General features: G+C 59.7%; 23 protein-coding genes and 1 pseudogene. 10 read left to right on the forward strand and 14 right to left on the reverse strand.

Annotated features, from left to right (window positions below; genetic code table 11):
- Positions 1-66 precede the first annotated feature (66 nt).
- The 4 genes from GXB78_RS01605 to GXB78_RS01620 form a co-directional block, all read right to left on the reverse strand.
- Positions 67-2,091 (reverse strand): leucine-rich repeat domain-containing protein, encoded by a 2,025-nt coding sequence (locus tag GXB78_RS01605; protein WP_329513877.1) that lies wholly within the window; start codon positions 2,089-2,091, stop codon positions 67-69.
- An 83-nt stretch (positions 2,092-2,174) separates the two neighbouring features.
- On the reverse strand, positions 2,175-4,637 hold the full coding sequence (locus GXB78_RS01610; RefSeq protein ID WP_329513878.1) for a leucine-rich repeat domain-containing protein: 2,463 nt from the start codon (positions 4,635-4,637) through the stop codon (positions 2,175-2,177).
- Between the two features lie 121 nt (positions 4,638-4,758).
- Positions 4,759-6,747: a leucine-rich repeat domain-containing protein gene (locus tag GXB78_RS01615; RefSeq protein ID WP_329513879.1), complete on the reverse strand. Its 1,989-nt coding sequence runs from the start codon at positions 6,745-6,747 to the stop codon at positions 4,759-4,761.
- Between the two features lie 186 nt (positions 6,748-6,933).
- A complete protein-coding gene (locus GXB78_RS01620) occupies positions 6,934-7,374 on the reverse strand; it encodes a hypothetical protein (RefSeq protein ID WP_329513880.1) in 441 nt (146 codons plus the stop codon).
- On the opposite strand from GXB78_RS01620, the gene GXB78_RS01625 reads away from it, so the two are divergent.
- Entirely contained in the window at positions 7,373-7,828 is a 456-nt protein-coding gene (locus tag GXB78_RS01625; protein ID WP_329513881.1) for a tRNA (cytidine(34)-2'-O)-methyltransferase, read from the forward strand. The genes GXB78_RS01620 and GXB78_RS01625 overlap by 2 nt on opposite strands.
- Before the next feature lie 121 nt (positions 7,829-7,949).
- Here the strand turns inward: GXB78_RS01625 and secB are convergent, their stop codons facing one another.
- The 3 genes from secB to GXB78_RS01640 are packed head-to-tail and all read right to left on the reverse strand — an operon-like array spanning position 7,950 to position 9,162.
- Positions 7,950-8,435, reverse strand: coding sequence for a protein-export chaperone SecB (gene secB / locus GXB78_RS01630; protein ID WP_329513882.1), 486 nt, complete (start codon positions 8,433-8,435; stop codon positions 7,950-7,952).
- A 57-nt stretch (positions 8,436-8,492) separates the two neighbouring features.
- Entirely contained in the window at positions 8,493-8,747 is a 255-nt protein-coding gene (gene grxC / locus GXB78_RS01635) for a glutaredoxin 3 (RefSeq protein WP_329513883.1), read from the reverse strand.
- Position 8,748: 1 nt separating this feature from the next.
- The gene (locus tag GXB78_RS01640; RefSeq protein WP_016772116.1) at positions 8,749-9,162 is read right to left on the reverse strand and encodes a rhodanese-like domain-containing protein; all 414 of its coding nucleotides are present in this window, start codon (positions 9,160-9,162) and stop codon (positions 8,749-8,751) included.
- 153 nt (positions 9,163-9,315) lie between these two features.
- On the opposite strand from GXB78_RS01640, the gene gpmI reads away from it, so the two are divergent.
- The 5 genes from gpmI to GXB78_RS01665 all read left to right on the forward strand — a co-directional run bounded on the left by gpmI (position 9,316) and on the right by GXB78_RS01665 (position 15,968).
- Positions 9,316-10,845 carry a 2,3-bisphosphoglycerate-independent phosphoglycerate mutase gene (gpmI, locus tag GXB78_RS01645; RefSeq protein WP_329513884.1) on the forward strand — a complete coding sequence of 510 codons (1,530 nt, stop codon included), beginning with the start codon at positions 9,316-9,318 and terminating at the stop codon, positions 10,843-10,845.
- Positions 10,846-11,062: 217 nt separating this feature from the next.
- Positions 11,063-12,349, forward strand: coding sequence for a murein hydrolase activator EnvC family protein (locus tag GXB78_RS01650; protein ID WP_064363352.1), 1,287 nt, complete (start codon positions 11,063-11,065; stop codon positions 12,347-12,349).
- 31 nt (positions 12,350-12,380) lie between these two features.
- Complete coding sequence (locus GXB78_RS01655; RefSeq protein ID WP_329513885.1) at positions 12,381-13,700, forward strand: S41 family peptidase; 1,320 nt, start codon at positions 12,381-12,383, stop codon at positions 13,698-13,700.
- 2 nt (positions 13,701-13,702) lie between these two features.
- A complete protein-coding gene (locus GXB78_RS01660; RefSeq protein WP_329513886.1) occupies positions 13,703-14,479 on the forward strand; it encodes a divergent polysaccharide deacetylase family protein in 777 nt (258 codons plus the stop codon).
- Between the two features lie 115 nt (positions 14,480-14,594).
- Positions 14,595-15,968, forward strand: a complete 1,374-nt coding sequence (locus tag GXB78_RS01665) for a Vps62-related protein (protein WP_329513887.1) — start codon at positions 14,595-14,597, stop codon at positions 15,966-15,968.
- On the opposite strand, the gene GXB78_RS01670 is transcribed toward GXB78_RS01665, so the two are convergent.
- The 7 genes from GXB78_RS01670 to GXB78_RS01700 form a co-directional block, all read right to left on the reverse strand.
- On the reverse strand, positions 15,949-16,704 hold the full coding sequence (locus GXB78_RS01670) for a substrate-binding periplasmic protein (protein ID WP_329513888.1): 756 nt from the start codon (positions 16,702-16,704) through the stop codon (positions 15,949-15,951). The two genes, GXB78_RS01665 and GXB78_RS01670, sit on opposite strands and share 20 nt — an antisense overlap.
- 73 nt (positions 16,705-16,777) lie before the next feature.
- Complete coding sequence (gene hisF, locus GXB78_RS01675; RefSeq protein ID WP_329513889.1) at positions 16,778-17,548, reverse strand: imidazole glycerol phosphate synthase subunit HisF; 771 nt, start codon at positions 17,546-17,548, stop codon at positions 16,778-16,780.
- 107 nt (positions 17,549-17,655) lie between these two features.
- Positions 17,656-18,396, reverse strand: a complete 741-nt coding sequence (gene hisA, locus GXB78_RS01680; RefSeq protein WP_329513890.1) for a 1-(5-phosphoribosyl)-5-[(5-phosphoribosylamino)methylideneamino]imidazole-4-carboxamide isomerase — start codon at positions 18,394-18,396, stop codon at positions 17,656-17,658.
- A 95-nt stretch (positions 18,397-18,491) separates the two neighbouring features.
- Positions 18,492-18,755, reverse strand: a complete 264-nt coding sequence (locus GXB78_RS01685) for a DUF2164 domain-containing protein (protein ID WP_273528540.1) — start codon at positions 18,753-18,755, stop codon at positions 18,492-18,494.
- Positions 18,756-19,394, reverse strand: a complete 639-nt coding sequence (gene hisH / locus GXB78_RS01690; protein WP_329513891.1) for an imidazole glycerol phosphate synthase subunit HisH — start codon at positions 19,392-19,394, stop codon at positions 18,756-18,758.
- Positions 19,394-19,987 carry an imidazoleglycerol-phosphate dehydratase HisB gene (gene hisB / locus GXB78_RS01695; RefSeq protein ID WP_016772125.1) on the reverse strand — a complete coding sequence of 198 codons (594 nt, stop codon included), beginning with the start codon at positions 19,985-19,987 and terminating at the stop codon, positions 19,394-19,396. The genes hisH and hisB overlap by 1 nt, the downstream gene beginning before the upstream one ends.
- A gap of 264 nt (positions 19,988-20,251) precedes the next feature.
- Positions 20,252-21,916: an OFA family MFS transporter gene (locus GXB78_RS01700; protein WP_253498073.1), complete on the reverse strand. Its 1,665-nt coding sequence runs from the start codon at positions 21,914-21,916 to the stop codon at positions 20,252-20,254.
- 356 nt (positions 21,917-22,272) lie between these two features.
- Between GXB78_RS01700 and GXB78_RS01705 the strand changes: the two are divergent.
- The 4 genes and pseudogenes from GXB78_RS01705 to GXB78_RS01720 form a co-directional block, all read left to right on the forward strand.
- Positions 22,273-22,433 (forward strand): annotated as a pseudogene (locus tag GXB78_RS01705) (acetyl-CoA sensor PanZ family protein); the annotation flags it as partial.
- A gap of 112 nt (positions 22,434-22,545) precedes the next feature.
- Complete coding sequence (locus GXB78_RS01710; RefSeq protein WP_329513892.1) at positions 22,546-24,762, forward strand: AsmA family protein; 2,217 nt, start codon at positions 22,546-22,548, stop codon at positions 24,760-24,762.
- On the forward strand, positions 24,759-25,826 hold the full coding sequence (mutY, locus tag GXB78_RS01715) for an A/G-specific adenine glycosylase (protein ID WP_329513893.1): 1,068 nt from the start codon (positions 24,759-24,761) through the stop codon (positions 25,824-25,826). The genes GXB78_RS01710 and mutY overlap by 4 nt, the downstream gene beginning before the upstream one ends.
- Positions 25,823-26,095, forward strand: a complete 273-nt coding sequence (locus tag GXB78_RS01720; protein ID WP_329513894.1) for an oxidative damage protection protein — start codon at positions 25,823-25,825, stop codon at positions 26,093-26,095. The genes mutY and GXB78_RS01720 overlap by 4 nt, the downstream gene beginning before the upstream one ends.
- Positions 26,096-26,102 lie beyond the last annotated feature (7 nt).

A 26,102-nucleotide genomic window follows, 5' to 3' on the forward strand; every position in this document is an offset into this window, starting at 1 on the left:
GGGTAGGACTGGCCAGGCAGGCTGAAAGCCATCAACCGCCGCTTTCAAGCCACGCCCGACATCCCGTCATTCGAGCCGACGTCGCTTCGGCGGATCATGCCGCGGATCATTTTGCCAGGCAGGATCGAACTTTCTTGTCTCTTCTTCCAGCCTGTCCAACATTTTTCCGGGACTGGACTCAGAGGCAGCGATCTCCCGTAGCGTGCTTTGTTCGTCCGGGCTGGCTGCTCGCAAATGCTCGAGAAAACTCCAGACCCGACGCTGCAGGATGTGACGCTCAACCCTGAATTCCGGCGTGCGGACCAGATTCTGGATTTTTGCCATGAGCGAGGCGTTTGCTTGATCCGTCGCCAGCGTGGTCCACAGGACATTCCTTGGCTGCTGCTGCTCTTGTGGAATGTTGTTCAGCCAATGATTGATACCCAGATTCGTTTCGTTATCTCCCAGCCAGATATCAGTACCGGTTTGTCGCCGGGCAGCGAGCAGCCGCCTCAGAGACGCAGGGTCGTTAATCGGATTACGTGAAAGATGGAATGCTTCTCTGAGCTCAAGCGTTTCAGGGATCGACTCGATCCTGTTCGATTCCAGGCCCAGATGGAATCTGGGAATTCGAGAAGTGACCCCTTCCGGAAATCTGGAAATCTGATTGTTTTGCAGAAAGACCACATGCAAGTCGGGCATTGCTTCGAGAGAGGGCGCTTCGCGCAGCGAGTTATTCGAAAGCATCAATATCTGCATTCGCGAAGGTCCGTTTTCAGTGCCAAGCCCTGCCGGCAACTGCGTAATTCCCGTAAGGGACAGGTTCAGCACTTGTAACTCGGACATCCCCGCCACGGAGGGAGCGACACGTAAACGACGGTTTTGCTCCAGGCTCAGCACCCGCAAGCGAGTCGGCCCGTCCGCCTCAGCCAGTCCGGCGGGCAATGCGGTCAATTCCGACGATGCAATCCTGAGCGTTTCCAGGTCAGCCATTGCACGCACTGATGGAGCAATCGCCAGCGTACAGAAGGAGATGTCCAATTCCTGCAACCGGGTCAGTCGTCCGAGCACGCCTGCATCTTCCGCCGATAAATGGGTGCCTTGTATTTGCAGGACTCTCAAATGAGCAAGCGTCTCGAGTCCAACAGGTAAATGCGCCGCCCTGCGCATATGAAACGCAAGTTTTTCAACACGGGGGAAACTGAGCAGCAGATTGCCAATGGTTTCCACTTGCCCTTCAAGGTGAAGAGAAACGACAGAATCGAGCCGCGTCGAAGCCAGGAATTCGCCAGGCAACTGAGCCTGTCGACTTCCAAGATGCAATTTCAACTCGAAACCGAGAAACTGGCCATCACGATAGATTTTTTCCGAGGGGTCACCTTGCCATTTGTACAGGTGACGAAGCCTGGCCCCGGTTGCCAGACGCTGGTTTTTATCACTCTCGTCATTATGAAGCGCCTCCCAGGCACCGACCTCTCGATCCAGCTGCGGGTATCCCAGCTCGATGCGCTTTAGCTCCGCCTCAGCGACCTGGCTGTCGCCAAAGCGGGAAATAAAATCGTCCGCGTGTTGATCGCTCGCATCCGGCAAATACTGTCTGATCTGCGCTCGAGTAGTTGAGCCTGAAAGCTCATGCAGGTTCCAGAAGCCGCTTTTGCTGTCGCGGGCCAGCGCCGGTCCGGAGGGTAATAACTCACTGGGCAGTCTGGCCCGATAAAAGCCTGTATCGGGATCAAGCGCGACGAGCACCACCCGCCCATCGGACAGCTCAGCGTAGGTTCGCTGCTTTATTACACGCAAACCTTCGTTATTGGCCTGTGAAAATTTTACGGGCGCTTCAGTTACGTAATGATCCAGCGACGGTTCTGATGCAGGAGACCGATGATCAACGGTAGCCGCACGTATGACGACGGCGGGCAGCTGGACCGGGGCAATAACCTCTGGCGAGGCGAAGATCCCGGTCTGCTGCGCCGAATTATCGACAGGGGTTGCCCAATCGGAGTCTCTGCGGCCCGACGGGCCGGGCTGAGACGCGTCTGCATCCAGCGAACGCGGCGGGCTGGTGGTGACATCTACGTGGGTGCCGCGACCGCGCGTTGGTTTTACTGGCATGTTGTCATCCTTGAATAGTTGCCCCTGCATTTGCGCAAGGGCTGATGGTGTTCGGCATCCTGCCGTCTGTTGTTTATATCACCCTAGGCAAGCCGCGGCCGCTTGGGTAAATGATGCGAGGGCTGGTGCTGCCAGCTGGAGTCGAAGTTCTTGATTTCCTCCTCGAGCCTTTCCAGCATCCTTCCGGGACTGGGCTCCGTTAACGCGATATCTCGCAACGCGTCCTGCTCTCCCAGACTCGACTTGTGGAAATGTTCCAGAAACGACCAGACCCGACGCTGCAAAAGTGCACGCTCCACCTGAAACTCGGGCGTGCGAACCAGTTCTCTGATTTTCGCCATCATGGCAATGTTCGTCTGATCGGTTAACGAGTCCCAAAGGGAAGTTCTCGCGGCGCGTTGCGCCTGTGGGACATTGTGCATCCAGTGGTCTATTACCAAATGGTTTGAGGCGCGTGCCAACCAGACGTCCGTACCTGTTTGCCGACGGGCAGCAATCAACCGCCGAAAGGAGGCGGGGTCGGAGATCAGTGTGCCGGACAAGTTGAAGCCTTTTCTGAGTTCAACTGCTTCGGGAATTGAATTGATCCAGGTATAGCTCAGGTCCAAACGTGTTTTGGGCGTTTCGAAAGTCACGCCGGCCGGGAAAGTTGTTACACAAGTGTGGCTGAGATCGACCTCCAGCAACGCTGGCATTCCCCTGAGCGACGGCGCCACAGCCAGTGGCGTATTGGATAAATTCAATACCTGAAGCCGCGAAGGTCCACTCTGCAAACCAAGCCCGAGCGGCGGCGCTGGTATGCGGGTATGGGACAGATCCAATACTCGCAATTGGGACATGAGGCTCACATCAGGCGGATTTCGCAGTTCAGGATTGTGGTACAGATCAAGCACCTGCAACTGTGACGCCACGGGCAAATCATCCAGTCCGAGAGGCAGACGGAGTAAAGCACAGGAGCGGGCGCGCAATACCCGTAGCCCGGTCATCCCTCGCACTGAAAGATCCGGCCAGATACCACAGTTCAACAGGCTCAACTCTTGCAGCCCGGTCAATTTGGCGAAATGTTCGAGGCCGATCGACGACAGCAAAAGACTGCTTTCACGGATTTCCAGCACTCTCAGCTGCGGCAGCTTGTCGAGCTCGACAAGCAGGTTGTGCCCGTTGATTCTTCGTGTTTCGAGGGTGTCCATACGGGGAAACATCGAAAACAGATCTCCCAGATTTTTTGAGGTTCTCCCCTCCAGGCCAAGAGAAACAACAGATCTGAGTCGAGTCGAGAAAGCCGGCAGGGCGAAATTCCCGCGCTCTCCCAAATTCAGTTTCAACTTGAAGCCGATCAGCAGCCCATTCCGGTAGACCTTCTCGGAGCTCTCGCCCTGCCACTTGAACAGTCGACGCACGCTGGCACCGACTGCCAGTCGCCGACCGCGCTCGGCACTGTTGTCGCCCCTGTAGGCCGTCTCCCACGCAGTGACCTCACGGTTCAGTTGAGGATACTCAAGCTGCAGCCGTCTGAGCTCGACCTCTGCTGCACCTGCGTCAGCAAACAGGGCAATGAAATCATCGGCATGCTGATCGGTAGCGTCTGCGAAATAGCGTTTCACCTGCGCCCGTGTGGTTGCGACTACGACCGGTGCCTGCCTTGCCGAAGGGCCAGCGCCGATAAGCCAGGGTCGATGAAAGTTGAAAGGGTTGGCATGTGCCGGATCATTGCGCTCCATGCCGCCGCGCAAACCGGGGAGGATGGAAACCCAGTCATTCTGCTCGTTGCGGGTAATGGCCAGAGTCTCACCGCCGAGGCTGGCGCGATAAATGTTTGCGCTGTCGCTGGCGACGGGAACCCTGGGATCAACCAGACGCCAGATCTTGTATTCCGGGCGCGAGGCATCCAGATCCTGCAGGACCTGATACGCCTGTTCATCAATCACCACGTAGAGCCTGCCGTCGTGGCGAAACACGCCGTCGCTGCCAGGTTCTACGCCGCTGAGATCCAGCCCGCTGCGAAATGCCTGCAAACTCGCATCGGTCAGAGGGTCGGTGCGCGCATTGAAGTCGTTGTGCGGGTGCCAGAGGCCGCTCGGGATATCCCGCAACATCCATGGGCCGGAGGGCAGCAATTCGCTGGTGCGGCGAGCACGATGAAATCCGCTGTCCGGATCCACCCCTACCAGAACGATGCCACCATCAGTCACATCCACATACTGGCGATTTTTGTACAGCCTGAAGCCATCACTGTCAGCCTCCGGCAGCCCGGCCGGTGACTGCATTGCGTAACTCTCCAGCGAGCTGTGGATGACGACAGGGTTTTGAGCCGTGTGCGGCGCAGAGCGAACCTCGACCATCGGCGCCGGCAAGGTCATGTCCGCGCCGATATCATCGCCGGGCAAGGTGCTTCGAAGCTTCGGATCATCGCCACGAACCCGGAGCGCGATGCCATCGAGGTCGGCAATGCGCACCTGTGGGAAATCCTTGTCCAGATGTCGGGTCGTAGCCGTGTGCACATCCGTGTCCATGCGAGTGCTGCCGCGGGGTGGTTTTACTGGCATATTTTTCATCCTTGAAAATCGCCCCTGGCATAAATGCCAGAGACGATGGAGGTTGGCATTTGCGGATACAGGCAGGCCGAGCTTTGCCGTTTTCTACATTGGCATTGCCTGCTCCTGCGAGTTACTCGAATCTGGGGCGCTTGGGCAGTGGAGGCACCGGCTGATTCTGGCGCCCTGCGTCATACTTGCGAATTTCTTCTTCCAGCCTGTCCAGCATCTTCCCGGGACTCGTTTCCGTATGAAGAATGGCGTCGAGCCTGGTCCGCTCGTTGACTTCGGCCCTGTCATACATTTCCAGAAACCACCACACGCGCCGCTGCAGGAGCGGGCGTTCAACGTGGAACTCAGGCGTTCGACTCAGCTTACGAAGGACTCCGGTCACTGGTGGCATTCCGGTGCTATGCCTGTCCCACAGTGCTTGTTTTTCCGCTATCTGTTCCTGCGGCACATTGCGTAACCAGAGATCGACAGAGACATCGCTGCTTTCCTGCCCAAGCCAGATATCGTTGCCTGTCTCTACACGTGCTCGTATCAACCGCCGTAGAGAGGCCGGGTCCATTATCGGATTGCCGATGAGATTGAAGCCCGCTCTGAGTTCGACGGATTCGGGGATCGACCTGATGTGATTGTTCGCAAGATTCAGTTCTTTGGCGGGAATCGTGTCGGTAATGCCCTCGGGAAAACTTTGCAATCGTGTATTGGAAAGATCCAATTCCTGCAGTGCGGTCATGTTTTTGAGTGAGGGGCTGATCGAAAGCGGGTTGCCAGCAAGCCTTAACACTTCCAGCGTCGACGCCACGTCGATGGCATCAAGCCCGGAAGGCAACAGGTGTATTCCGGTGCGGCTCAGATCCAGCACCCGCAGTTCAGTCATTCCTCTGACGTCAGCTGCCACTTGCAAAAGGTTGACTTGCTCCTGATGCCGCATCTGCATGTCCAGGCTATGCACCGGGGCCTCGAATGTATTGCAAAGCCATAATTCATGAAGTCTGGTAAGGCCTCGCAGCGAAAAGTCAGCCGTTAATTCACAGTCCTGCAGGTGCAGCTTCCGCAAGCGCGGAAATTTTTTCAATTGCTCGGCAAAGCGCGAATCCATACTTAATTTTGAATGAACGTTTTCTATTACGTCCCACCCCTGGAACCGGCCTTTTACTCTAATTTCCTGACTGGTAATCGTCAGACTTTCAAGGTTGGGAAATTGCGCGCAAAACACGTCCGGAGCTACCGGACCACCACCTCTTAGCGTCAGAGAAACGACTGAGTTGAATTTCAACGAAAGCGGCTTTTCAACTGGCCATATCGTGAGATCGATTTCCAGCTTGAAGCCCAAAAGCCGCCCACCACTGTAAACCCGCTGATCAGGCTGGCCCTGCCATTTGTACAACTGGCCTAGCGTCGTCCACGCCTTTGCCGCGTCACGGAACTCCTGGTCAGATGTAATGCGGGCTGGACTGAATGGCATGCTGAAACGCGTCGAGTTCAGTTGCGCAAGCCCAAGCTGAATGTTCTTGAGCTCAAGCTCTGCCACATCCTTGTCATCAAACCGGGCGATGAAGGCATCCGCGTCGTCATCAGTCGTGCCCGGAAGGTATTTGCGGATCTGCTCCCGGGTAGTTGGCTCCACGACTTCGCGCGCATACCAGAGTCCGCTGTCTACATCGCGCAGCATCACCGGACCTGATGGGAACAACTCGCTTGGCCGACCGGCTCGATACAAACCCGTGGCTGGATCCACTGCGACAGGCACCAGGTCACCGTTGGCCAGGTCAGCGTATGTTCGCCGACTGATCACCCGTAAACCTTCGCCGTTGACCTGTGGAAGTATCGCTCGGGCGTTGGTGACGTAATTGTCCAGCGAAGGTTGGGTTTCGGGAGGGCCAATACCCTCCTGGATTGCCCGAACCACAACGGCCGCGGCGGGGGGGACGGCACCCAGGGTCGCGTCACTGGATGATCCGGCGCGCGGCTGCGAAATGTCCTGAGCGATACTCACATCGACGCCTGTGCGACCCAAATGGCCGGGAAGCGAAGTGTCCACGTCCGCAGTCCGATGCGGGCTGCCCGGAGCGTCCACGTGGGTACTGCCGCCGCGAGGTGGTTTTACTGGCATATCTTCATCCTTGAAAGCGGTGCCCCTCGCATTCACGCAAGGGACGAAGGGTTTCGGCATCCTGCCGTTTGAAAGGGCGAACGATAGCGTGGACAGGCACTGGATGGAGATGGGAAAGGGGCACGGTCGCAGTGGGAAACGACCTCAAACAGTGTCGGAGGGAACAGCGGGAATGATGACGATCCGCTAGGGCTCGCTCAAACGGATCTCCAGTCGCCAGCGGTCATCAACCTCGCTGCCGACCCAGTCGCCCTGCAACGGGCGCGCCGCCAGCACCGTCAGCAACAATCCGCCGTCACTCTTGCGCGTGCGCCAATTCACATCTTTGCCGTTGAGCTTGAGCTGGCCTTTCTGCGGCCGACCTTCGGCCTGAAACAACAGCGCGACGGTGCCGTCGATGATCTCGCCGTGCAGCTTCGGCTCGTTGTTGAACCACACCACCAGGCCACCATCAGTGACCTCGACCCGCTCCAGCACGCTCGGGTCCGGCGTGGTCAGACGGCCGATCATCAAGCCGATCATCAAGCCGACAATCGCCAGCGAGCCGATGACTCGCGGGAATAGTTTCGAACGGTTGTCCACAGGCGGCGTAGAATGCCGCTCATCTTTACCTTCGGAGCCGTGCATGTTTCACGTCATCCTTTTTCAACCAGAAATTCCGCCGAACACCGGCAACGTTATCAGGCTGTGCGCCAACAGTGGCTGCCACCTGCATTTGATCGAACCGCTGGGTTTCGAGATGGACGACAAGCGCCTGCGCCGTGCCGGTCTCGACTATCACGAATATGCCACGTTGCAACGTCACGCGGACCTGGCCAGTTGCCTGCAAAGCCTGGGCAACCCGCGCGTGTTCGCCTTCACCACCAAGGGCTCACGGCCGTTCCATGATGCCGCATTCGTGCCCGGCGATGCGTTTCTGTTCGGCCCGGAAAGCCGTGGCCTGCCGGCAGACGTGCTCGACGCCCTGCCTGGCGAACAGCGCCTGCGCCTGCCGATGCGCGAAGGCTGCCGCAGCCTGAACCTGTCCAACACCGTGGCCGTTGCTGTATACGAAGCGTGGCGGCAGAACGACTTCAAATAACGCCGCAAAACAAATGTGGGAGCGAGCCTGCTCGCGAAGAGAGCGTATCAGAGGACGGATTTGTCGACTGATACAGCGCTTTCGCGAGCAGGCTCGCTCCCACATGGGTGAGGCTGAACCGTTATTGAACGGTCGGGGTCTCGCCGCTTTCCTGCATGCGCTGCAGCTCTTGCGCGTACAGGGCGTCGAAGTTCACCGGGGCCAGCATCAGCGCCGGGAACGAGCCACGGGTGACCAGGCTGTCGAGGGTTTCGCGAGCGTACGGGAACAGGATGTTCGGGCAGAACGCGCCGAGGGTGTGGCTCATCGAAGCCGCATCCAGGTTTTTGATCAGGAAGATACCGGCCTGTTGCACTTCAGCAATGAACGCGACTTCTTCACCGTTCTTCACGGTCACCGACAGGGTCAGCACGACTTCGTAGAAGTCGCCTTCCAGGGCTGTCTGACGGGTGTTCAGATCCAGACCGACCGCCGGATCCCACTGCTGGCGGAAGATCGCCGGGCTTTTCGGGGCTTCGAAGGACAGGTCGCGTACGTAGATGCGCTGCAAGGAGAATTGCGGTGCGGTTTCTTCTTCGCTGGCTGCAGTGTTCTGTTGGTCAGTCATCTCAGATCCTTATCGATCTTGGGTCTTTTAGGGAGTGCTGTACGTGGGTGCAGCCGTTCAGCCCTTGAGCAGTGCGTCGAGTTTGCCGGCGCGCTCCAGGGCGTATAAATCATCACAACCGCCGACGTGCTTTTCGCCGATCCAGATCTGCGGCACGGACGTACGCCCGGCCTTTTTGGTCATTTCGGCACGCAGCTGCGGCTTGCCATCGACCTTGATCTCTTCGAAGGCCACGCCTTTGTTCTCGAGCAGGTACTTGGCGCGCGAGCAGTAAGGGCAGTAATCGCTGGAGTAGACGATGACCTTGTTCATGTCATTTCACCAGCGGCAGGTTATCGCCCTTCCAGCTGGAAATCCCGCCGGACAGCTTGGCGGCGGTGAAGCCGGATTTCATCAGTTCGCGGGCGTGGGTGCCGGCGGTCTGACCGAGGGCATCGACCAGAATGATGGTCTTGGCCTTGTGCTTTTCCAGCTCACCGACGCGGGCGGCCAGTTTGTCCTGGGGAATGTTCACCGCGCCAACGATGTGGCCAGCGGCGTAATCCTTGGCCGGACGGATGTCCACCACCACGCCTGCATCTTTGTTGACCAGTGCGGTCAGCTCGCCGGTGCTCAGGCTTTTACCGCCGCCCTGCATCGTATGCGCCAGCAACAGAGCCAGCAATACGACGAAGATACCGACAAGAATGTAGTGGTTAGTGGCAAATTCAATCAGGTGAGCAACCATCGAAGGAGGTTCCAGGGCGTTAAAATGTCGGCCAGTATACACAGCCACTATGGTCGGCCAAACCCCGTCCGGCGGTGACGCGGTCGGAACTTCGCTTTAAACTCCAACTCCGTTTTCCATCGCCCTCTTCTTTATCAGCCACGAGTGGATTCCATGACGACTACGCCCAAACCTTTGGTCCTGATGATTCTCGACGGCTTCGGTCACAGCGACAGCCCTGAATCCAATGCCGTGTTTGCGGCGAACAAACCTGTGCTGGATCGTCTGTGGGCCACCGTGCCGAACGGCTTGATCTCGGGCAGCGGCATGGACGTCGGCCTGCCGGACGGCCAGATGGGCAACTCCGAAGTCGGCCACATGAACCTCGGCGCCGGGCGCGTGGTGTATCAGGACTTCACCCGCGTGACCAAAGCCATCCGCGACGGCGAATTCTTCGAAAACCCGACCATCTGCGCCGCTGTCGATAAAGCCGTGGCCGCCGGCAAAGCCGTGCACTTCATGGGCCTGTTGTCCGATGGCGGCGTGCACAGCCACCAGGACCACTTGATCGCCATGGCCGAACTGGCCTTCAAGCGCGGCGCTGAAAAAATCTATCTGCACGCCTTCCTTGATGGCCGCGACACACCGCCAAAAAGCGCTGCTTCGTCGATCGAACTGCTCGACGCGACTTTCCAGGCCCTCGGCAAGGGCCGTATCGCCAGCATCATCGGCCGCTACTTCGCCATGGACCGCGACAATCGTTGGGACCGTGTTGCCCAGGCCTATAACCTGATCGTCGACGGCAACGGCGAATTCAACGCTGCCACTGCTCAGGAAGGCCTCGAAGCCGCCTACGCCCGTGGTGAGAGCGACGAATTCGTCAAAGCCACTTCCATCGGCGAGCCGGTGAAAGTCGAGGACGGCGATGCCGTGGTGTTCATGAACTTCCGTGCCGACCGCGCCCGCGAGCTGACTCGGGTGTTCGTCGAAGACGATTTCAAGGAATTCGAGCGCGCCCGCCAGCCGCAACTGGCCGGTTTCGTCATGCTGACCCAGTACGCTGCCAGCATTCCGGCACCATCGGCCTTCGCCGCCGGCAGCCTGGAAAACGTTCTCGGCGATTACCTGGCGAAAAACGGCAAGACCCAACTGCGCATCGCTGAAACCGAGAAATACGCCCACGTGACCTTTTTCTTTTCCGGTGGTCGTGAAGAACCCTTCCCGGGCGAAGAGCGCATCCTGATCCCGTCGCCGAAAGTCGCTACTTACGATTTGCAGCCGGAAATGAGCGCGCCGGAAGTCACCGACCGCATCGTCGACGCCATTGAAAACCAGCGTTACGACGTGATCGTGGTCAACTACGCCAACGGCGACATGGTCGGACATAGCGGTGTGTTCGACGCCGCAGTGAAAGCGGTCGAGTGTCTGGACACCTGCGTCGGGCGCATCGTTGAGGCGCTGGAAAAAGTCGGCGGCGAAGCGCTGATTACCGCCGACCACGGCAACGTCGAGCAAATGGCCGACGAATCTACTGGCCAGGCGCACACCGCGCACACCACCGAGCCGGTACCGTTCATCTACGTCGGCAAGCGCGACCTGAAAGTGCGCGAAGGCGGCGTGCTGGCGGACGTGGCACCGACCATGCTGATGCTGCTGGGTCTGGAAAAACCGGCGGAGATGACCGGGACTTCGATCCTCGTGTAAACCACACCTAACCTTGTGGGAGCGAGCCTGCTCGCGAATACGGTGGATCAGTCGACAGCGATGTCGCCTGAAACACTGCTTTCGCGAGCAGGCTCGCTCCCACATTGGGTTTGCGGGGTTTTTCTGTCCAGTTATCACACAGCCCCAATTGGGCGTTTTTTTTGCAGCCTCGGGCGGGCATACTAGGCCGTCCCTTACCCTGGTGCCGCCCGCCCCTATGCTTCGCGTCCTGATCGCCCTTGCTCTGACCTGTCTGCTCCAGCCGGCCTTCGCCGACGAGCGCGCGCAAACCCAACAGCAGTTGGACGCCACGCGTCAGGATATTGCCGAGCTGAAGAAGCTCCTGGGCAAGCTGCAGGAAGAAAAATCCGGCGTGCAGAAAGAGCTCAAGGGCACTGAAACCGAGATGGGCAAGCTGCAGAAGCAGGTCGACGCGCTGCAGAAAGAACTGCAGAAGAGCGAATCCGAGCTGCAACGGCTCGATGCAGAGAAAAAAAAACTCCAGAGCGCGCGCACTGAACAGCAGCGACTGATCGCCATTCAGGCCCGCGCGGCCTATCAGAACGGTCGCCAGGAATACCTCAAGTTGCTGCTCAACCAGCAGAACCCAGAGAAATTCGCCCGCACCCTTACCTATTACGACTACCTGAGCCAGGCACGCCTGGAGCAGTTGAAGAACTTCAACGAAACCCTGCGCCAACTGGCCAATGTCGAAAAAGACATCGGCCTGCAGCAAGCGCAATTGCTGGTACAGAAAAGCGACCTCGACACGCAGCGCGAAGCACTCGAGAAAGTCCGCAAGGAGCGCCAGCAGGTTCTCGCCAGACTCAATGACGACGTGAAGGCCCGCGACCAGAAACTGGCCGCCCGCGAGCAGGATCAGGCAGACCTGTCTAAAGTCCTTAAAACCATTGAAGAAACCCTGGCCCGCCAGGCTCGTGAGGCAGAAGAGGCGCGGCAAAAAGCGCTGATCGCCCAGCAGGAAGCAGAAAAAAAGCGTTTGCGTGAGGCGCAGGCTGAAAACAGCGACGCCCCACGAAAACCCGTCAGATCAAGCCCCGGCGCGCTGGTCTCGAGCAGCGGCGAAACGTTTGGCGGGCCTTTTGCTGCAACCCGGGGAAAACTTCCGTGGCCGGTTGATGGTCGATTACTCGCGCGCTTCGGTGAAAGCCGTGGCGATGACGCCCGCACCAAGTGGGATGGCGTGATGATCAGCGCCTCCGCCGGCAGTCAGGTGCACGCCGTACATGGCGGGCGCGTGGTGTTTGCCGATTGGCTGCGCGGTGCCGGGCTGCTGGTGATTCTCGATCACGGCAACGGTTTTCTGAGTCTTTACGGCCACAACCAGACGCTGCTCAAGTCGGCGGGTGATGTGGTCAAGGCTGGCGAGTCGATTTCCACTGTCGGTAACAGTGGCGGTCAGGACACGCCGGCGCTGTATTTCGCAATTCGTCAGCAGGGTCACCCGAGTGATCCGGCGCAATGGTGTCGTGCGCAAGGATAAGCGCACCACCTAATTCAGGAGTTCGTTCGACATGCTGCATTTGTCCCGCCTTACCTCGCTGGCCCTGACGATCGCCCTGGTGATCGGCGCGCCTCTGGCGTTCGCCGCGCAACCGGCCCCGACCGTCGCTCCGGCAGGCACTACTGCGACCGCCAAGGCGCCGTTGCCGCTGGAAGAGCTGCGCACCTTCGCCGAGGTCATGGACCGGATCAAAGCCGCGTACGTCGAGCCTGTGGACGACAAGACCCTGCTGGAAAACGCGATCAAGGGCATGCTGAGCAACCTCGATCCGCATTCGGCCTACCTTGGCCCGGAAGATTTTACCGAGCTGCAGGAAAGCACCAGCGGTGAATTCGGCGGTCTGGGCATCGAAGTCGGCGCCGAAGACGGCTTCATCAAGGTCGTCTCGCCGATCGATGACACCCCGGCGTCGAAGGCTGGCATCCAGGCCGGCGACTTCATCGTCAAGATCAACGGCCAGCCAACCCGCGGCCAGACCATGACCGAAGCCGTCGACAAGATGCGTGGCAAGATCGGCCAGAAAATCACCCTGACCCTGGTTCGCGACGGCGGCACGCCGTTCGACGTGACCCTGGCCCGTGCAGTGATTCAGGTGAAAAGCGTCAAGGCACAGCTGCTGGAATCGGGCTACGGCTATATCCGCATCACCCAGTTCCAGGTCAAGACCGGCGAAGAAGTCTCCAAGGCCCTGGCCAAACTGCGCAAGGACAACGGCAAGAAGCTCAACGGCATCATTCTCGACCTGCGCAACAACCCGGGTGGCGTGCTGCAATCGGCGGTGGAAGTGGTCGACCATTTCATCACCAAAGGCCTGATCGTCTACACCAAGGGCCGTATCGCCAATTCCGAGTTGCGCTTCTCCGCCACCGGCAAGGACGAAAGCGAAGCGGTGCCGATGGTCGTGCTGATCAACGGTGGCAGTGCCTCGGCCTCGGAAATCGTTGCCGGCGCCCTGCAGGATCAGAAACGCGCCGTGGTCATGGGCACCACCAGTTTCGGCAAGGGCTCGGTGCAGACCGTGCTGCCGCTGAACAACGATCGCGCACTGAAGATCACTACCGCGCTGTACTTCACGCCGAATGGCCGCTCGATTCAGGCCCAGGGCATCGTGCCGGACATCGAAGTGCGCCGCGCGAAGATCACCAATGAAGCCGACAGTGAGTACTTCAAGGAAGCGGACCTGCAAGGCCACTTGGGCAACGGCAACGGCGGCGCCGACAAGCCAAGTGGTTCGGCCGGCAAGGCCAAAGCGATGCCACAGGATGACGATTACCAGTTGGCCCAGGCCCTGAGCCTGCTCAAAGGGCTGAGCATTACGTCCGGCCGTTGAGGATGTCTCTGCGTTTCGTCTGCGTCCTGTTGTGCTGTCTGGCGGGTGCTGCTCATGCAGAGCCCGTCAGCTCTGCGCCGCACAGAGCCTACCTGACACTGATCATCGACGACCTGGGGCAGAACCTGCCCCGGGATCGTCGCGTGCTTGCCCTGCCCGGCCCGGTCACGGCGGCGATCATGCCCGACACCCCACACGCCACCGACTTTGCCCGCGAAGCCCATCGCGCCGGCAAGATCGTCATCCTGCACATGCCGATGGACCCGGCCACCGGGCCGTATGCCTGGCACCCCGAACTGCCCATCGAAGAACTGCAGAAACGCCTGAATGCCGCGTTCGAAAAAGTCCCTTTCACCGCTGGCATCAATAACCACATGGGCAGTCGCATGACCGCGCAGCCTGCGGCGATGGCGTGGTTGATGGCTGAGTTGCAGCGTCGGCACAAGTTCTTCGTCGACAGCCGCACCAGCGCCCAAACGGTCGCTGCGCAGCAGGCGCAGAAAATCGACCTGGCCAGCGTTTCGCGGGACGTATTTCTTGATGATGAGCGCACCGAAGCGGCGATTGCCACCCAGCTACAGACCGCGATCGCCTTGGCCCACAAACAGGGCTCAGCGGTGATGATCGGCCATCCGTATCCGCAGACCCTGGCGGTGCTGGAGCGCGAGTTACCCAAGCTGAAAGCGCAGGGCATCGACTGGATCGATATCCGCCAGATGATCAGCGTGCGCAGCAATCGCGCCATGGCCGGGCATGGCAAGGACGGCGTTTACCGGTAACATCCGGTCACGTTGCAATGCACAGTTACCACCGAACGCCTCACCCCGTTCCGGATAGTGAGACCTGCTACAGGTCGCGGCTCCTTTGAGTCGCTTTCAACTATCAGGAGTGCCCATGACAAACAACACCCCGATTATCCCGCCCGTTGGGCGGACTGAACCGATCCGCATCGATAACCTGCTGATCAACTTCACAACAGAATTTCTGCGCATCTGGGATACCGACGGTCTGTCGGCAAAATCTGCGTCGTTCTGGCGCCCGACTCCCGCCCCTGACGCGCTGCCCGGTTATTTCCCCTTGGGCGATATCGTCACCAGAGGCCTGGGCAACGTCAACGGCGAACGCGTGGTGGCGGTTGTTTGCGAGGCAGACATTGCCAGCACAGATCCCACCAAAGGCAGGGCACTGCGACGTCCCGATGATTACGAGCTGGTCTGGAAGGATTCCGGTTCAGGCTCAAAAAGAGATCTTTCGATCTGGCGACCGCTGGCTCCCGCAGGCTACGTAGCGCTGGGGTCGGTGTGCTCGAACGATCATGACAAACCGTCGCTCAACGCGGTGCGCTGCGTTCGCGCAGATTTGGTGATCGCGTCGAATACCACCGATCTTATCTGGGACGACAAGGGAAGCAAGGCCCGACAGCGCGTCAGCACCTGGAGCGCCGTTCCTCCAGCCGCTTTGCCGGGCGAGGTCTACCTGGCTTCGGGCAGTTTTTTCAGCTTGAGTGACTACACCCGACCGGCCAGTTTTCCGGTCTACTGCTTGCGCTTGCAGATTGGCCTGCAGTTGTACACACGCCCATCGCCCCCCGTACTGTGCGGGGAAACGCCGACGCCTTCAGACACCGCGGAGGTTCCTTGTTACACCGCAATTCTTCCGTGGTTCACGATCAAGGATCCGGGCTACACCGCATCTGAACAATTGCGTCATTCACCCTTTTATCTGCTGGAGCGCACGGATCAGTACATCCTCGTCGGGCATGCACGCAACAGTGGCAACGACAGTCAGATATTCAGATGGACTGCGCCTCGTGCTCAGCGTACTGCCGGCTTGCGGACGTTCACCCAGACCACTTGCGTCGAATTCGGCGCCCAATGGCAAACCAATCAGCACAACTCGCTAATGTTTTCCGCACGGCTGGGCCATGATTTCACCCAATGCGAACTGCATTCGAATGAATGGCTCAATACGGCGACCATCGAAGTGGTTGCGGTGGTGGACAAAAACAGGTCCGTGGCCGCCTATCTGGTGCAGAGCGACTACCGTCTGGTACGTGCAGACGGCACCTCAGTGACGGAAGGTTTCAGCTACACCGATGGCAACAGCCTGCACATCAGTCAGTACGCGCCAACCGAGCCTGAAATCATCGTCGCGTCGGAGCCGGAGGCGGTCGAAGATCAGACGGTGCTTGCGTCTGCGACCGAGGGCGAAATCAGCGCCCCGCCGCCAGAGCCCGACGAGACAGCAGCTACAGATAACGCGCCATGATTTCATCGACCACGCCTTCCTTGCGCAACTGATCCAGTGCGGTTTGCAACCTGGCGACGACGTCATCGGAAACGTCCTTGTTCAGCGCCAGGTACAACTCGGCGCTGTTGAAGCGCAGCACAGTCTTCAGACCGGTCACGCCATCCTGCCGCGCCAGATAACGGCCGGCAGGATCGCCGGTGGCCCACAGGTCGATCTGGCCGTTGAGCAGTTTTTTCGCGTTGTCCTGATCGCGCAGCACCACCACCGGTTTGAGGCCTTGCTTGGTCAGTGTTTCGGCAATCGCGTCGCCCTTGTAGGCGCCGATCTTGTATTTGCGTGCATCATTGAGGGTTTCCAGGGTGATCTTGCTGTCAGCCTTGGCCAACAGGATCCAGTCATCGGGTCCGATCGGACCGACCCATTTGAACAGTCTTTCGCGATCCGGCAGGCGCGCCATGACGAAGGCGCCGTAGCCGGGATTTTCCAGGGCGAGCTTGTAGACACGTTCCCAGGGGAACCGCAGGGTCAGACTGTAAGTGAGGCCGGCGCGCTGGAACATCTCGCGAACGATGTCGGTGGCAATGCCGTTGATGTTTTCGCCTTGGGCGAAATTCTTGCCGTTCTTCGCCATGTTGTACGGCGGGAAGTTTTCCGTGAGCAGCACCAGATCGGTGTCGGGACTGGTTTGTGCCCGGGCATTGCTGATGAACAACAATGAGGCGCTGGCGAGAACAACAAGCAGGCGTTTGATCATGTCGGGCTACCGGAATCCATGGCGTGCCCAAGAGTGCCTTGGGCGCGCCATGCTGTCCACTGGCCTGTACGCTTTAGCGCATGACGATGCCGCGATGCGCCATGTAGGCCTTGGCTTCCTGCACGGTGTATTCGCCGAAGTGGAAAATGCTCGCCGCCAGCACCGCGCTGGCGTGCCCTTCGAGAATGCCGTCGGCCAGGTGCTGCAGGTTGCCGACGCCGCCGGAAGCAATGACCGGAATGCCCAGCGCATCGCTGATCGCGCGGGTCACGCCGAGGTCGAAACCGTTTTTCATGCCGTCCTGATCCATGCTGGTCAGCAGGATCTCGCCAGCACCGAGGCCTTCCATTTTCTTCGCCCACTCGACTGCGTCGAGGCCGGTCGGCTTGCGCCCGCCGTGGGTAAAGATCTCCCAACGCGGCGCTTCGCCGGGGCCGGAGACTTTCTTGGCGTCGATCGCAACGACGATGCACTGCGAGCCGAAATGCTGCGCGGCTTCGCCGACAAATTCCGGGTTGAACACGGCAGCGGTGTTGATCGAGACCTTGTCCGCGCCAGCATTGAGCAGATTGCGGATGTCCTGCACGGTGCGCACACCACCACCAACGGTCAGCGGGATGAACACCTGACTGGCCATGCGCTCGACGGTATGCAGCGTGGTGTCGCGGCCATCGACGCTGGCGGTGATGTCGAGGAAGGTAATCTCGTCGGCACCCTGCTCGTCGTAGCGACGGGCGATTTCCACCGGGTCACCGGCGTCACGGATGTTCTCGAACTTCACGCCTTTGACGACCCGGCCGTTGTCCACGTCCAGGCAAGGGATGATGCGCTTGGCTAACGCCATAAGACTTAATCTCCGATTAAGAAGCTTCAAGCTTCAAGCTGCAAGAAAGGGCGGATTGCGGTCGCGCTTCTAACTTGCAGCTCGCAGCTTGCAACTTGAAGCTGCTTTTATCTGGCCGGGTAGCTATCGCAGAAAGCCTGGGCTTCTGCCACATCCAGCGTGCCCTCATAGATCGCGCGGCCCGTGATGGCGCCGATGATGCCCGGCGCCCTGGCGTCGAGCAGCGACTTGATATCACCGAGGTTATGGATACCGCCGGAAGCGATCACCGGAATCTTCGTCGCTGCGGCCAGCGCCGCGGTGAACGGCACGTTGCAGCCCTGCATCATGCCGTCTTTGGCGATGTCGGTATAAACGATCGACGACACGCCGTCGGCTTCAAACTGCTTGGCCAGGTCGATGACCTGCACGGTGCTGATTTCCGCCCAGCCATCGGTAGCGACGAACCCGTCCTTGGCATCCAGACCGACAATGATCTTGCCCGGGAATGCGCGGCAGGCTTCAGCGACGAAAGCCGGATCCTTTACGGCTTTGGTGCCGATGATCACGTAGCTCACGCCGGCCTTCACGTAGTGCTCGATGGTTTCCAGCGAGCGGATGCCGCCACCGATCTGGATCGGCAGGGTCGGGTAACGCTTGGCGATCGCCGTGACCACTTCGCCGTTGACCGGCTGGCCTTCGAACGCGCCGTTCAGGTCGACCAGATGCAGACGGCGGCAACCGCCCTCCACCCACTTGGCAGCCATGCTCACCGGGTCATCGGAGAACACCGTGGAATCTTCCATGCGGCCCTGGCGCAGACGTACGCAGGCACCGTCCTTGAGATCGATAGCGGGAATAATCAGCATGCTTTTTCCTTCGTCAAAAGAGCTGCAAGCTGCAAGCCACAAGCTGCAAGCATGCGTGTGTTCGTTTTACTCTGGCAGCTTGAAGCTTGTAGCTTTCAGCTGCTTTTTTCGAGCGCCCACAGGTCGCTTTCGATGCTTTCAAACCGCTCCTTGAGGTGGGTCTGCACATCGAAAATCGCCCTGTTGTAATAGTGCGGAGCAATTTCGCGGGTAAACAGCTCAAGAATTTCCGCCGCCTCGAACGAACCCAGGTCCAGTTCGAAACGATCCTCCATGAACCGCTGAATCTTGCGATTGGCCTCGCTCTCCTGCTCGGGAGTGAGGGTCAGAATCGGCGGCTTGGACTTCTTGACAGCCATTTACCAGCGACCGTCCCATGCGGCGAAATTCTGCAGCAATTGCAGGCCATGGGTATGGCTTTTCTCCGGGTGGAACTGCACGGCGAAACGCGAGCCATCGGCCAGCGCGGCGGCGAAATCGACACCGTAATGACCGCTGCCCACCACCTGACGCGCATTGGCGGCGGCGATGTAATAGCTGTGCACGAAGTAGAAACGCGCCAGATCAGGGATGTCATGCCACAGCGGGTGACTGATGTTCTGCTTCACCTCGTTCCAGCCCATGTGTGGGACCTTCAGGTGTTCGCCGTCTTCGTGCAGATCCTTGCCGAAGAACTTCACCGCGCCCGGAAACAGGCCGATGCAGTCGACGCCATCGTTCTCTTCGCTGGTGTCGAGCAACGCTTGCATGCCGACGCAGATGCCGAGGAACGGCCGATCCTGGCTGACCTCACGGACCAGCGAATCGAAGCCGAGGCGACGGATCTCCGCCATGCAATCGCGAATCGCGCCAACCCCTGGGAACACCACGCGGTCGGCTTCGCGGATCACCGCAGCATCGCTGGTGATCAGCACTTTACCGGCGCCGACGTGCTCCAGGGCCTTGGCCACCGAGTGCAGGTTGCCCATGCCGTAGTCGATAACTGCAACCGTCTGCATTACAGGACGCCTTTGGTCGATGGCATTTGCCCGGCCATGCGCTCGTCCAGCTCGACGGCCATGCGCAGCGCGCGGCCGAAAGCCTTGAACACGGTTTCGATCTGGTGGTGAGTATTGGTGCCGCGCAGGTTATCGATGTGCACGCTGACCAGCGCGTGATTGACGAAGCCCTGGAAAAATTCCTGGAACAGGTCAACGTCGAAGCCACCAACGGTGGCGCGGGTGTACGGCACGTGCATCTGCAGGCCCGGACGACCGGAGAAATCGATCACCACGCGCGACAGCGCTTCATCGAGCGGCACGTAGGCATGGCCGTAGCGACGGATGCCTTTCTTGTCGCCGATGGCTTTGGCGAAGGCCTGGCCGAGGGTGATACCGACGTCTTCCACCGTATGGTGGTCGTCGATATGCAGATCGCCCTTGCATTCGATATCCAGGTCGATCAACCCGTGACGGGCGATCTGGTCCAGCATGTGCTCAAGAAAAGGAACGCCGATATCGAATCGGGCCTTTCCGGTGCCATCAAGGTTGATCGAGGCTTTGATCTGGGTTTCCAGAGTGTCGCGCTCGACAGACGCCTTACGTTCGGCCATCACCAGCTCCGCAAAATCATTGGGCGAAAAAGGCAGCCATTATAGGCACGCGGGGCGTAAACAGAAACACGAGAGGTGAGATGCCTGACGGATAGAACGCCCGGCTGTCGCGGGTAGACATGTCCATACAAGCAAAAAGATCGCAGCCTCCGGCAGCACCTACTGTTTCAGCATGGGAACACTGAATGTAGGAGCTGCCGAAGGCTGCGATCTTTTCGGCTTGAATCCAATGCACCTGACACTAACTCTCAGGTGCACCAATGCTTAGTGAAACAATACCGCCGTCTTCTGCAGGGTCACCCACACACCCCACGCCAACGGAATACCCACCACCAGCCATGCCGCGATCGCCAAAGGCTTGCTGCCGGGCGCCGCTTTCCACTCCAGAACGGTGCTGGCATCAGCCCCCTTGTCGTGGCCCAGCGCCTGTTCGGCAGCCAGTTCAGCGTCGGTCATGAAGTATTTGTCGGCCACCGGGCGCACCATCAGGTTGCACAGGAAACCCAGCACCAGCAGGCCGGCAAGGATGTACAAGGTGATGTCGTAAGCAGCTGCGCGTTCCACGCCGATACTCAACTGATATTCACGCAGGTAGTTCACCAGCACCGGACCAAGCACACCGGCAGCAGCCCAGGCAGTCAGCAGACGACCGTGGATCGCACCGACCATCTGCGTACCGAACAGGTCGGCCAGATAGGCCGGCACCGTGGCAAAGCCACCGCCGTACATCGACAGAATGATGCAGAACGCCGCCACGAACAGCGCAACGTTGCCCAAGTGACCGAGGTTCGGAATCAGCGCGTACAGGGCAAAACCCAGAGCGAAGAACACGAAGTAGGTGTTTTTGCGGCCCAGGTAATCAGAGAACGAGGCCCAGAAGAAGCGGCCACCGATGTTGAACAGGCTCAGCAGACCGGTGAAGCCCGCTGCGATCGCGGCGATCGAGGCCAGTTGGCCAGCGTCGAGTTGACCGAACGGCACATCAACGCCCAGCAGCTTGCCGCCGAACACTTCCTGCAACAGTGGCGAAGCCATGCCGAGGATGCCGATACCCGCCGAAACGTTCAGGCACAGCACCAGCCAGACCAGACGGAATTGCGGAGTTTTCCACGCTACGTTCACGTGAACGTGACGGTTGGTGATCATCGCGTTCGAAGCTTTCTTCGCCGGAGCGGTCCAGCCTTCAGGCTTCCAGCCGGTTGGCGGCACGCGGTAGGACAATGCGCCACCGATCATGAACACGAAGTAGATGGCCGCCATGGCGACGAAGCTCTGCCATACGCCCACGCCTTCTGGCGAAGCGAAGTGGCTCATCAGCGCAGTCGCCAACGGTGCACCGACCATCGCGCCGCCACCGAAGCCCATGATTGCCATGCCGGTCGCCATGCCGCGCTTGTCCGGGAACCACTTGATCAGGGTCGACACCGGCGAGATATAGCCCAGGCCCAGACCGATGCCGCCGATCACGCCCGAGCCGATCCACATCAGCCAGATCTGGTGGGTATAGATACCCAGCGCGGAAATCAGCAGACCGCCGCACCAGCACAGCGCCGAAACAACGCCAGCCTTGCGCGGGCCAGCATGTTCCAGCCAGCCACCCCAGATCGCTGCCGAGCAGCCGAGGAAGATGAAGAACAGCGTGTAGATCCAGCCGAGCATGGAGATCGGCCAGTCGCAGTTCGACGAAAATACCTGTGCGATGAAGCTCATGTCCGGTGCGCAAGCCACTGGCGCGGTAACGCCGAGTGCCTTGGACAGCGGCAACCAGAACACCGAGAAGCCGTAGGCCATGCCGATGCACAAGTGAATGGCCAAAGCGGCCGGTGGAACCAGCCAGCGGTTGAAACCGGGCTTGGCGATGATGCGTTCCTTGGACAGGAACGCAGGCTGGTCGGCCTTGAGGCCGTCCGCCGTGATGCTCGTGCTCATTGTGTATCCCCCAATTGTCAGTATGGTTCGCCAGCCACTGCTCACCCTCGGCCTTATGCACGCAGGCATGACCGTTTTTTCAGGTGAAGCTCCTTGATGGCGCGACGTTAAGTCGCAGACGGGCGGACGAACTGGCGAAGGTTACCATTCTCAGGTGACAGAAAAACCAAACTGATATCACCTTTTTTCTGTCAGCTGTGTTCGCCCCCTGTAGGAGCTGCGGAACGCTGCGATCTTTTGATCTTTTTGAACGTGCCAAAATCAAAAGATCGCAGCGTTCCGCAGCTTCTACAGTCGGCATTTCAACGGGGTTAGCATGCGGGGCGTTGTTCAGGTGCCTGACGACAGATATGTACATCTGGTGCTTGTCCCATTTATGCGTGCGAAAAGTTACCCGGCGCCTGGCGTGACTGAACGACTGGTGAACCAAGCGCAGAAAATGACGTCGCAAACGGGGGCCGAATTGCGCCTGCTCGCTCCCGCCGGGCATCCTCAAGCGCAGGCACCGGTGGCGTAGTTGCAGGTGCTGTTGCCGACCCTCGGCAGATGACGCCACACCGAACCGGGTGCTTGCAGCGCTATACTCCCCGGCCAAATGACGAATTCGACTAACTACAAAGGACTCGCCCATGAAAGCGTTCGGCAAAATCCTGGGTCTGGTACTTCTCGGGCTGTTGCTGATCATTGTGGCGGCAGGTTTTGCCCTGACCCACCTCTTCGATCCCAACGACTACAAAGACGAGATCCGCCAGATAGCCCGCGACAAGGCCCACATCGAGCTGACGCTCAATGGCGATATCGGCTGGAGCCTGTTCCCGTGGCTCGGCCTGGAACTGCACGAAGCCAGCGTCGCCACCTTGGCCAAGCCTGCCGAACCGTTTGCCGATCTGCAGATGCTCGGCCTGTCCGTGCGCGTGCTGCCGTTGTTGCGCCGTGAAGTGCAGATGAGCGATGTGCGCGTCGAAGGCCTCAACCTGCGCCTGAACCGTGACAAGAACGGCCACGGCAACTGGGAAGATATCGGCAAGGTGCCTGTGGCGCCCGGCTCGACGCCACCCGCCACACCGGGCGCGACTGCCAGCGAGCCGACCGTCGCCGTGGAAAAACCGGCGCAACCGATCCGCCTCGATATCGACAGCCTGACCGTCAACAACGCCCGTGTTGAATACACCGATGAGCTGACCGGCAAGCAGTTCAGCGCCGAAAGCATTCAGCTGAGCACCGGCCCGGTGCACGACTCGACCAATATCCCGGTGAAAGCCACCGCGTTCCTCGGCACCAACCAACCGGTGCTGCGCGTGCGTACCGAGCTCAACGGCGAGTTGCGCTTCGAGCGCGCCCTGCAACGCTACAAGTTCGAAGACCTGAAGCTGACCGGCGAACTCGCTGGCGATCCGCTGCAAGGCAAGACCATGACTTTTTCGGCCCAGGGCCAGTTGTTGCTGGACAAGGCAGCGAACGTCGCCGAATGGACCGGCATCAAGATCTCCGCCAACCAGTTGCGTGCCTTGGGTGAGCTGAAAGCCAACGACCTCGACAAGACGCCGCAGATCAGCGGTGGCATTTCCATCGCCCAGTTCGATCTGGCGAAATTCGTCGACAGCATCGGCCAGACATTGCCGGCGATGGGCGAAGGCAGCCTGAGCAAAGTCGAACTGGTCAGCCGCGTCGCCGCCACGCCGACCAGTCTGTCGTTCGACAACATCAACCTGAAACTCGATGACAGCAGCTTCAGCGGCCGAATCGCCATCGAGGACTTCGCCAAACAATCGCTGCGCGCAATCCTCAAGGCCGACACGTTCAACGCCGACCGTTACCTGCCACCGAAATCGGCCCAGGCCAACAGCGCCACGCAAACGCGTCAGGCCGAAGTCGCCAGCACCGAGGCCGGCGCCGTCGCAGGCAGCACGCCGCTGCCGGACAAACCGAGCAAAACCGCCTGGAGCACTGAGCGCCTGCTGCCGGTCGAGCGCCTGGCGAAACTGGACGTAGATGCCGACCTGACTTTCGGCCAGCTGACTCTCGACAAACTGCCGATCCAGAACGCCGCGCTCAAAGCCACCGGCCAGGGCGGCTTGCTGACGCTGACTAACCTGAGCGGTGATCTGTACAACGGCGGCTTCGTCGCCAACGGCACCCTAGACGTGCGCCCGAGCGCGCCGGTGCTGAACCTGCAGACCCGCCTCAATCGCGTCCCGGCGGAAAAAATCATCGAAAGCCAGGGCAAGAACCCGCCGGTCAAAGGCCTGGTGACGCTGACCAGCAGCCTCACCGGCAGCGGCAACAGCCAACAGGCGCTGATCGATACGCTCAACGGCAACGCCAGTTTCGTCATCAACAACGGCGTGCTGCTCAACGCCAATCTTGAACAGCAATTGTGCAAAGGCATCGCCACGCTCAACCGCAAGCCCCTCAGCGGCGAGCCGCGCGGCAAGGACACACCGTTCGAGGAGCTCAAGGGCAACCTGACCGTGCGCAACGGCGTCGCCAGCAACCCCGACCTGAAAGTGCGCATCCCTGGCATGACCGTCAACGGTGACGGCGACATCGACCTGCGCGTTTTGGGCATGGATTACCGCGTCGGCATCATCGTCGAGGGCGACACCAGCGCCATGCCTGATCCGGCCTGTCAGGTCGGCGACAAATTCGTCGGCATCGAGTGGCCGCTGCGCTGCCGTGGCCCGCTGGAACTGGGCGCCAAGGCCTGCCGCGTCGACAATGACCGTCTCGGTCAGGTCGCCAGCAAAATGGCTGGCAACAAGCTCAGCGAGAAAATCGACGAAAAACTCGGCGACAAAGTCAGCCCGGAATTAAAAGACGCGTTGAAGGGGCTGTTCAAGCGATGACAGCGGAGCAATTTTCCACGGCGGTGCTGGAATGGTTCGACCGCCATGGCCGTCACGATTTGCCGTGGCAGCAGGACATCAATCCGTACCGGGTCTGGGTGTCCGAGATCATGTTGCAGCAGACTCAGGTCAGCACCGTGCTCAATTACTTCGAGCGTTTCATGGCAGCGCTGCCGACGGTCGAAGCGCTGGCTGAAGCGCCGGAAGACGAGGTGCTGCACCTGTGGACCGGGCTGGGTTACTACACTCGCGCGCGCAATCTGCAGAAGACCGCGAAGATCGTCGTCAGCCAGTACGGTGGCGAATTCCCGCGTGACGTGGAGAAGCTCACCGAGTTGCCGGGGATCGGTCTGTCCACCGCCGGCGCGATTGCCAGCATCAGCATGGGCCTGCGCGCGCCGATCCTCGACGGCAACGTCAAACGCGTACTGGCGCGCTTCACCGCGCAAGAGGGCTACCCCGGCGAACCGAAGGTGGCCAAACAGCTATGGGCCAACGCCGAGCGCTTCACTCCACATGATCGGGTCAACGCCTACACCCAGGCGATGATGGATCTTGGCGCCACACTCTGCACGCGCAGCAAGCCGAGCTGTCTGCTGTGCCCGCTCAAGCGTGGCTGTGAAGCGCACATGCTGGGCCTGGAAACCCGTTATCCGATTCCCAAGCCGCGCAAGGCCATCCCGCAGAAACGCACGCTGATGCCAATGCTGGCCAACGGCGAAGGTGCGATTCTGCTTTATCGCCGCCCGTCGACGGGACTGTGGGGCGGTTTGTGGAGCCTGCCGGAACTGGACGACCTCGAAGATCTGCAACATCTGGCCGATCAGCACTCGCTGACCATGGGCCAACAGCAGGCGCTGCCGAGCCTCGTCCATACGTTCAGCCATTTCCAGTTGTCCATCGAACCGTGGCTGGTTCAGGTGCAGGAAGCCAGCCATCACGTGGCCGAGGCCGACTGGCTCTGGTATAACCTCGCCACCCCGCCGCGCCTGGGCCTTGCTGCCCCGGTCAAGACCTTGCTCGAACGCGCGGCCGCCGTCTTGAATGCAGGAGAGTCGCCATGACCCGCACCGTAATGTGCCGCAAATACAAAGAACAACTCGAAGGCCTGGAACGCGCCCCGTTCCCGGGCGCCAAGGGCCAGGATATTTTCGATAATGTCTCGGCCAAGGCCTGGGCGGACTGGCAGAAGCACCAGACCCTGCTGATCAACGAGAAGCGTCTGAACATGATGAACGCCGAAGATCGCAAATACCTGCAGGGCGAAATGGACAAGTACTTCTCCGGCGAGGAATACGCCAAGGCCGAAGGCTACGTGCCGCCAGCCGAATAACCTGCAT

It is taken from the genome of Pseudomonas moraviensis subsp. stanleyae (assembly GCF_036283065.1).
Taxonomy (GTDB): Bacteria; Pseudomonadota; Gammaproteobacteria; order Pseudomonadales; family Pseudomonadaceae; genus Aquipseudomonas; species Aquipseudomonas stanleyae.

Excerpts from the sequence above, each read along its gene's own strand:
- GXB78_RS01605 (WP_329513877.1), bottom strand. The coding sequence starts at position 2,091 with ATGCCAGTAAAACCAACGCGCGGTCGCGGCACCCACGTAGATGTCACC.
- GXB78_RS01610 (WP_329513878.1), bottom strand. The coding sequence starts at position 4,637 with ATGCCAGTAAAACCACCCCGCGGCAGCACTCGCATGGACACGGATGTG.
- GXB78_RS01615 (WP_329513879.1), bottom strand. The coding sequence starts at position 6,747 with ATGCCAGTAAAACCACCTCGCGGCGGCAGTACCCACGTGGACGCTCCG.
- GXB78_RS01625 (WP_329513881.1), top strand. The coding sequence starts at position 7,373 with ATGTTTCACGTCATCCTTTTTCAACCAGAAATTCCGCCGAACACCGGC.
- GXB78_RS01620 (WP_329513880.1), bottom strand. The coding sequence starts at position 7,374 with ATGCACGGCTCCGAAGGTAAAGATGAGCGGCATTCTACGCCGCCTGTG.
- secB (WP_329513882.1), bottom strand. The coding sequence starts at position 8,435 with ATGACTGACCAACAGAACACTGCAGCCAGCGAAGAAGAAACCGCACCG.
- grxC (WP_329513883.1), bottom strand. The coding sequence starts at position 8,747 with ATGAACAAGGTCATCGTCTACTCCAGCGATTACTGCCCTTACTGCTCG.
- GXB78_RS01640 (WP_016772116.1), bottom strand. The coding sequence starts at position 9,162 with ATGGTTGCTCACCTGATTGAATTTGCCACTAACCACTACATTCTTGTC.
- gpmI (WP_329513884.1), top strand. The coding sequence starts at position 9,316 with ATGACGACTACGCCCAAACCTTTGGTCCTGATGATTCTCGACGGCTTC.
- GXB78_RS01650 (WP_064363352.1), top strand. The coding sequence starts at position 11,063 with ATGCTTCGCGTCCTGATCGCCCTTGCTCTGACCTGTCTGCTCCAGCCG.
- GXB78_RS01655 (WP_329513885.1), top strand. The coding sequence starts at position 12,381 with ATGCTGCATTTGTCCCGCCTTACCTCGCTGGCCCTGACGATCGCCCTG.
- GXB78_RS01660 (WP_329513886.1), top strand. The coding sequence starts at position 13,703 with ATGTCTCTGCGTTTCGTCTGCGTCCTGTTGTGCTGTCTGGCGGGTGCT.
- GXB78_RS01665 (WP_329513887.1), top strand. The coding sequence starts at position 14,595 with ATGACAAACAACACCCCGATTATCCCGCCCGTTGGGCGGACTGAACCG.
- GXB78_RS01670 (WP_329513888.1), bottom strand. The coding sequence starts at position 16,704 with ATGATCAAACGCCTGCTTGTTGTTCTCGCCAGCGCCTCATTGTTGTTC.
- hisF (WP_329513889.1), bottom strand. The coding sequence starts at position 17,548 with ATGGCGTTAGCCAAGCGCATCATCCCTTGCCTGGACGTGGACAACGGC.
- hisA (WP_329513890.1), bottom strand. The coding sequence starts at position 18,396 with ATGCTGATTATTCCCGCTATCGATCTCAAGGACGGTGCCTGCGTACGT.
- GXB78_RS01685 (WP_273528540.1), bottom strand. The coding sequence starts at position 18,755 with ATGGCTGTCAAGAAGTCCAAGCCGCCGATTCTGACCCTCACTCCCGAG.
- hisH (WP_329513891.1), bottom strand. The coding sequence starts at position 19,394 with ATGCAGACGGTTGCAGTTATCGACTACGGCATGGGCAACCTGCACTCG.
- hisB (WP_016772125.1), bottom strand. The coding sequence starts at position 19,987 with ATGGCCGAACGTAAGGCGTCTGTCGAGCGCGACACTCTGGAAACCCAG.
- GXB78_RS01700 (WP_253498073.1), bottom strand. The coding sequence starts at position 21,916 with ATGAGCACGAGCATCACGGCGGACGGCCTCAAGGCCGACCAGCCTGCG.
- GXB78_RS01710 (WP_329513892.1), top strand. The coding sequence starts at position 22,546 with ATGAAAGCGTTCGGCAAAATCCTGGGTCTGGTACTTCTCGGGCTGTTG.
- mutY (WP_329513893.1), top strand. The coding sequence starts at position 24,759 with ATGACAGCGGAGCAATTTTCCACGGCGGTGCTGGAATGGTTCGACCGC.
- GXB78_RS01720 (WP_329513894.1), top strand. The coding sequence starts at position 25,823 with ATGACCCGCACCGTAATGTGCCGCAAATACAAAGAACAACTCGAAGGC.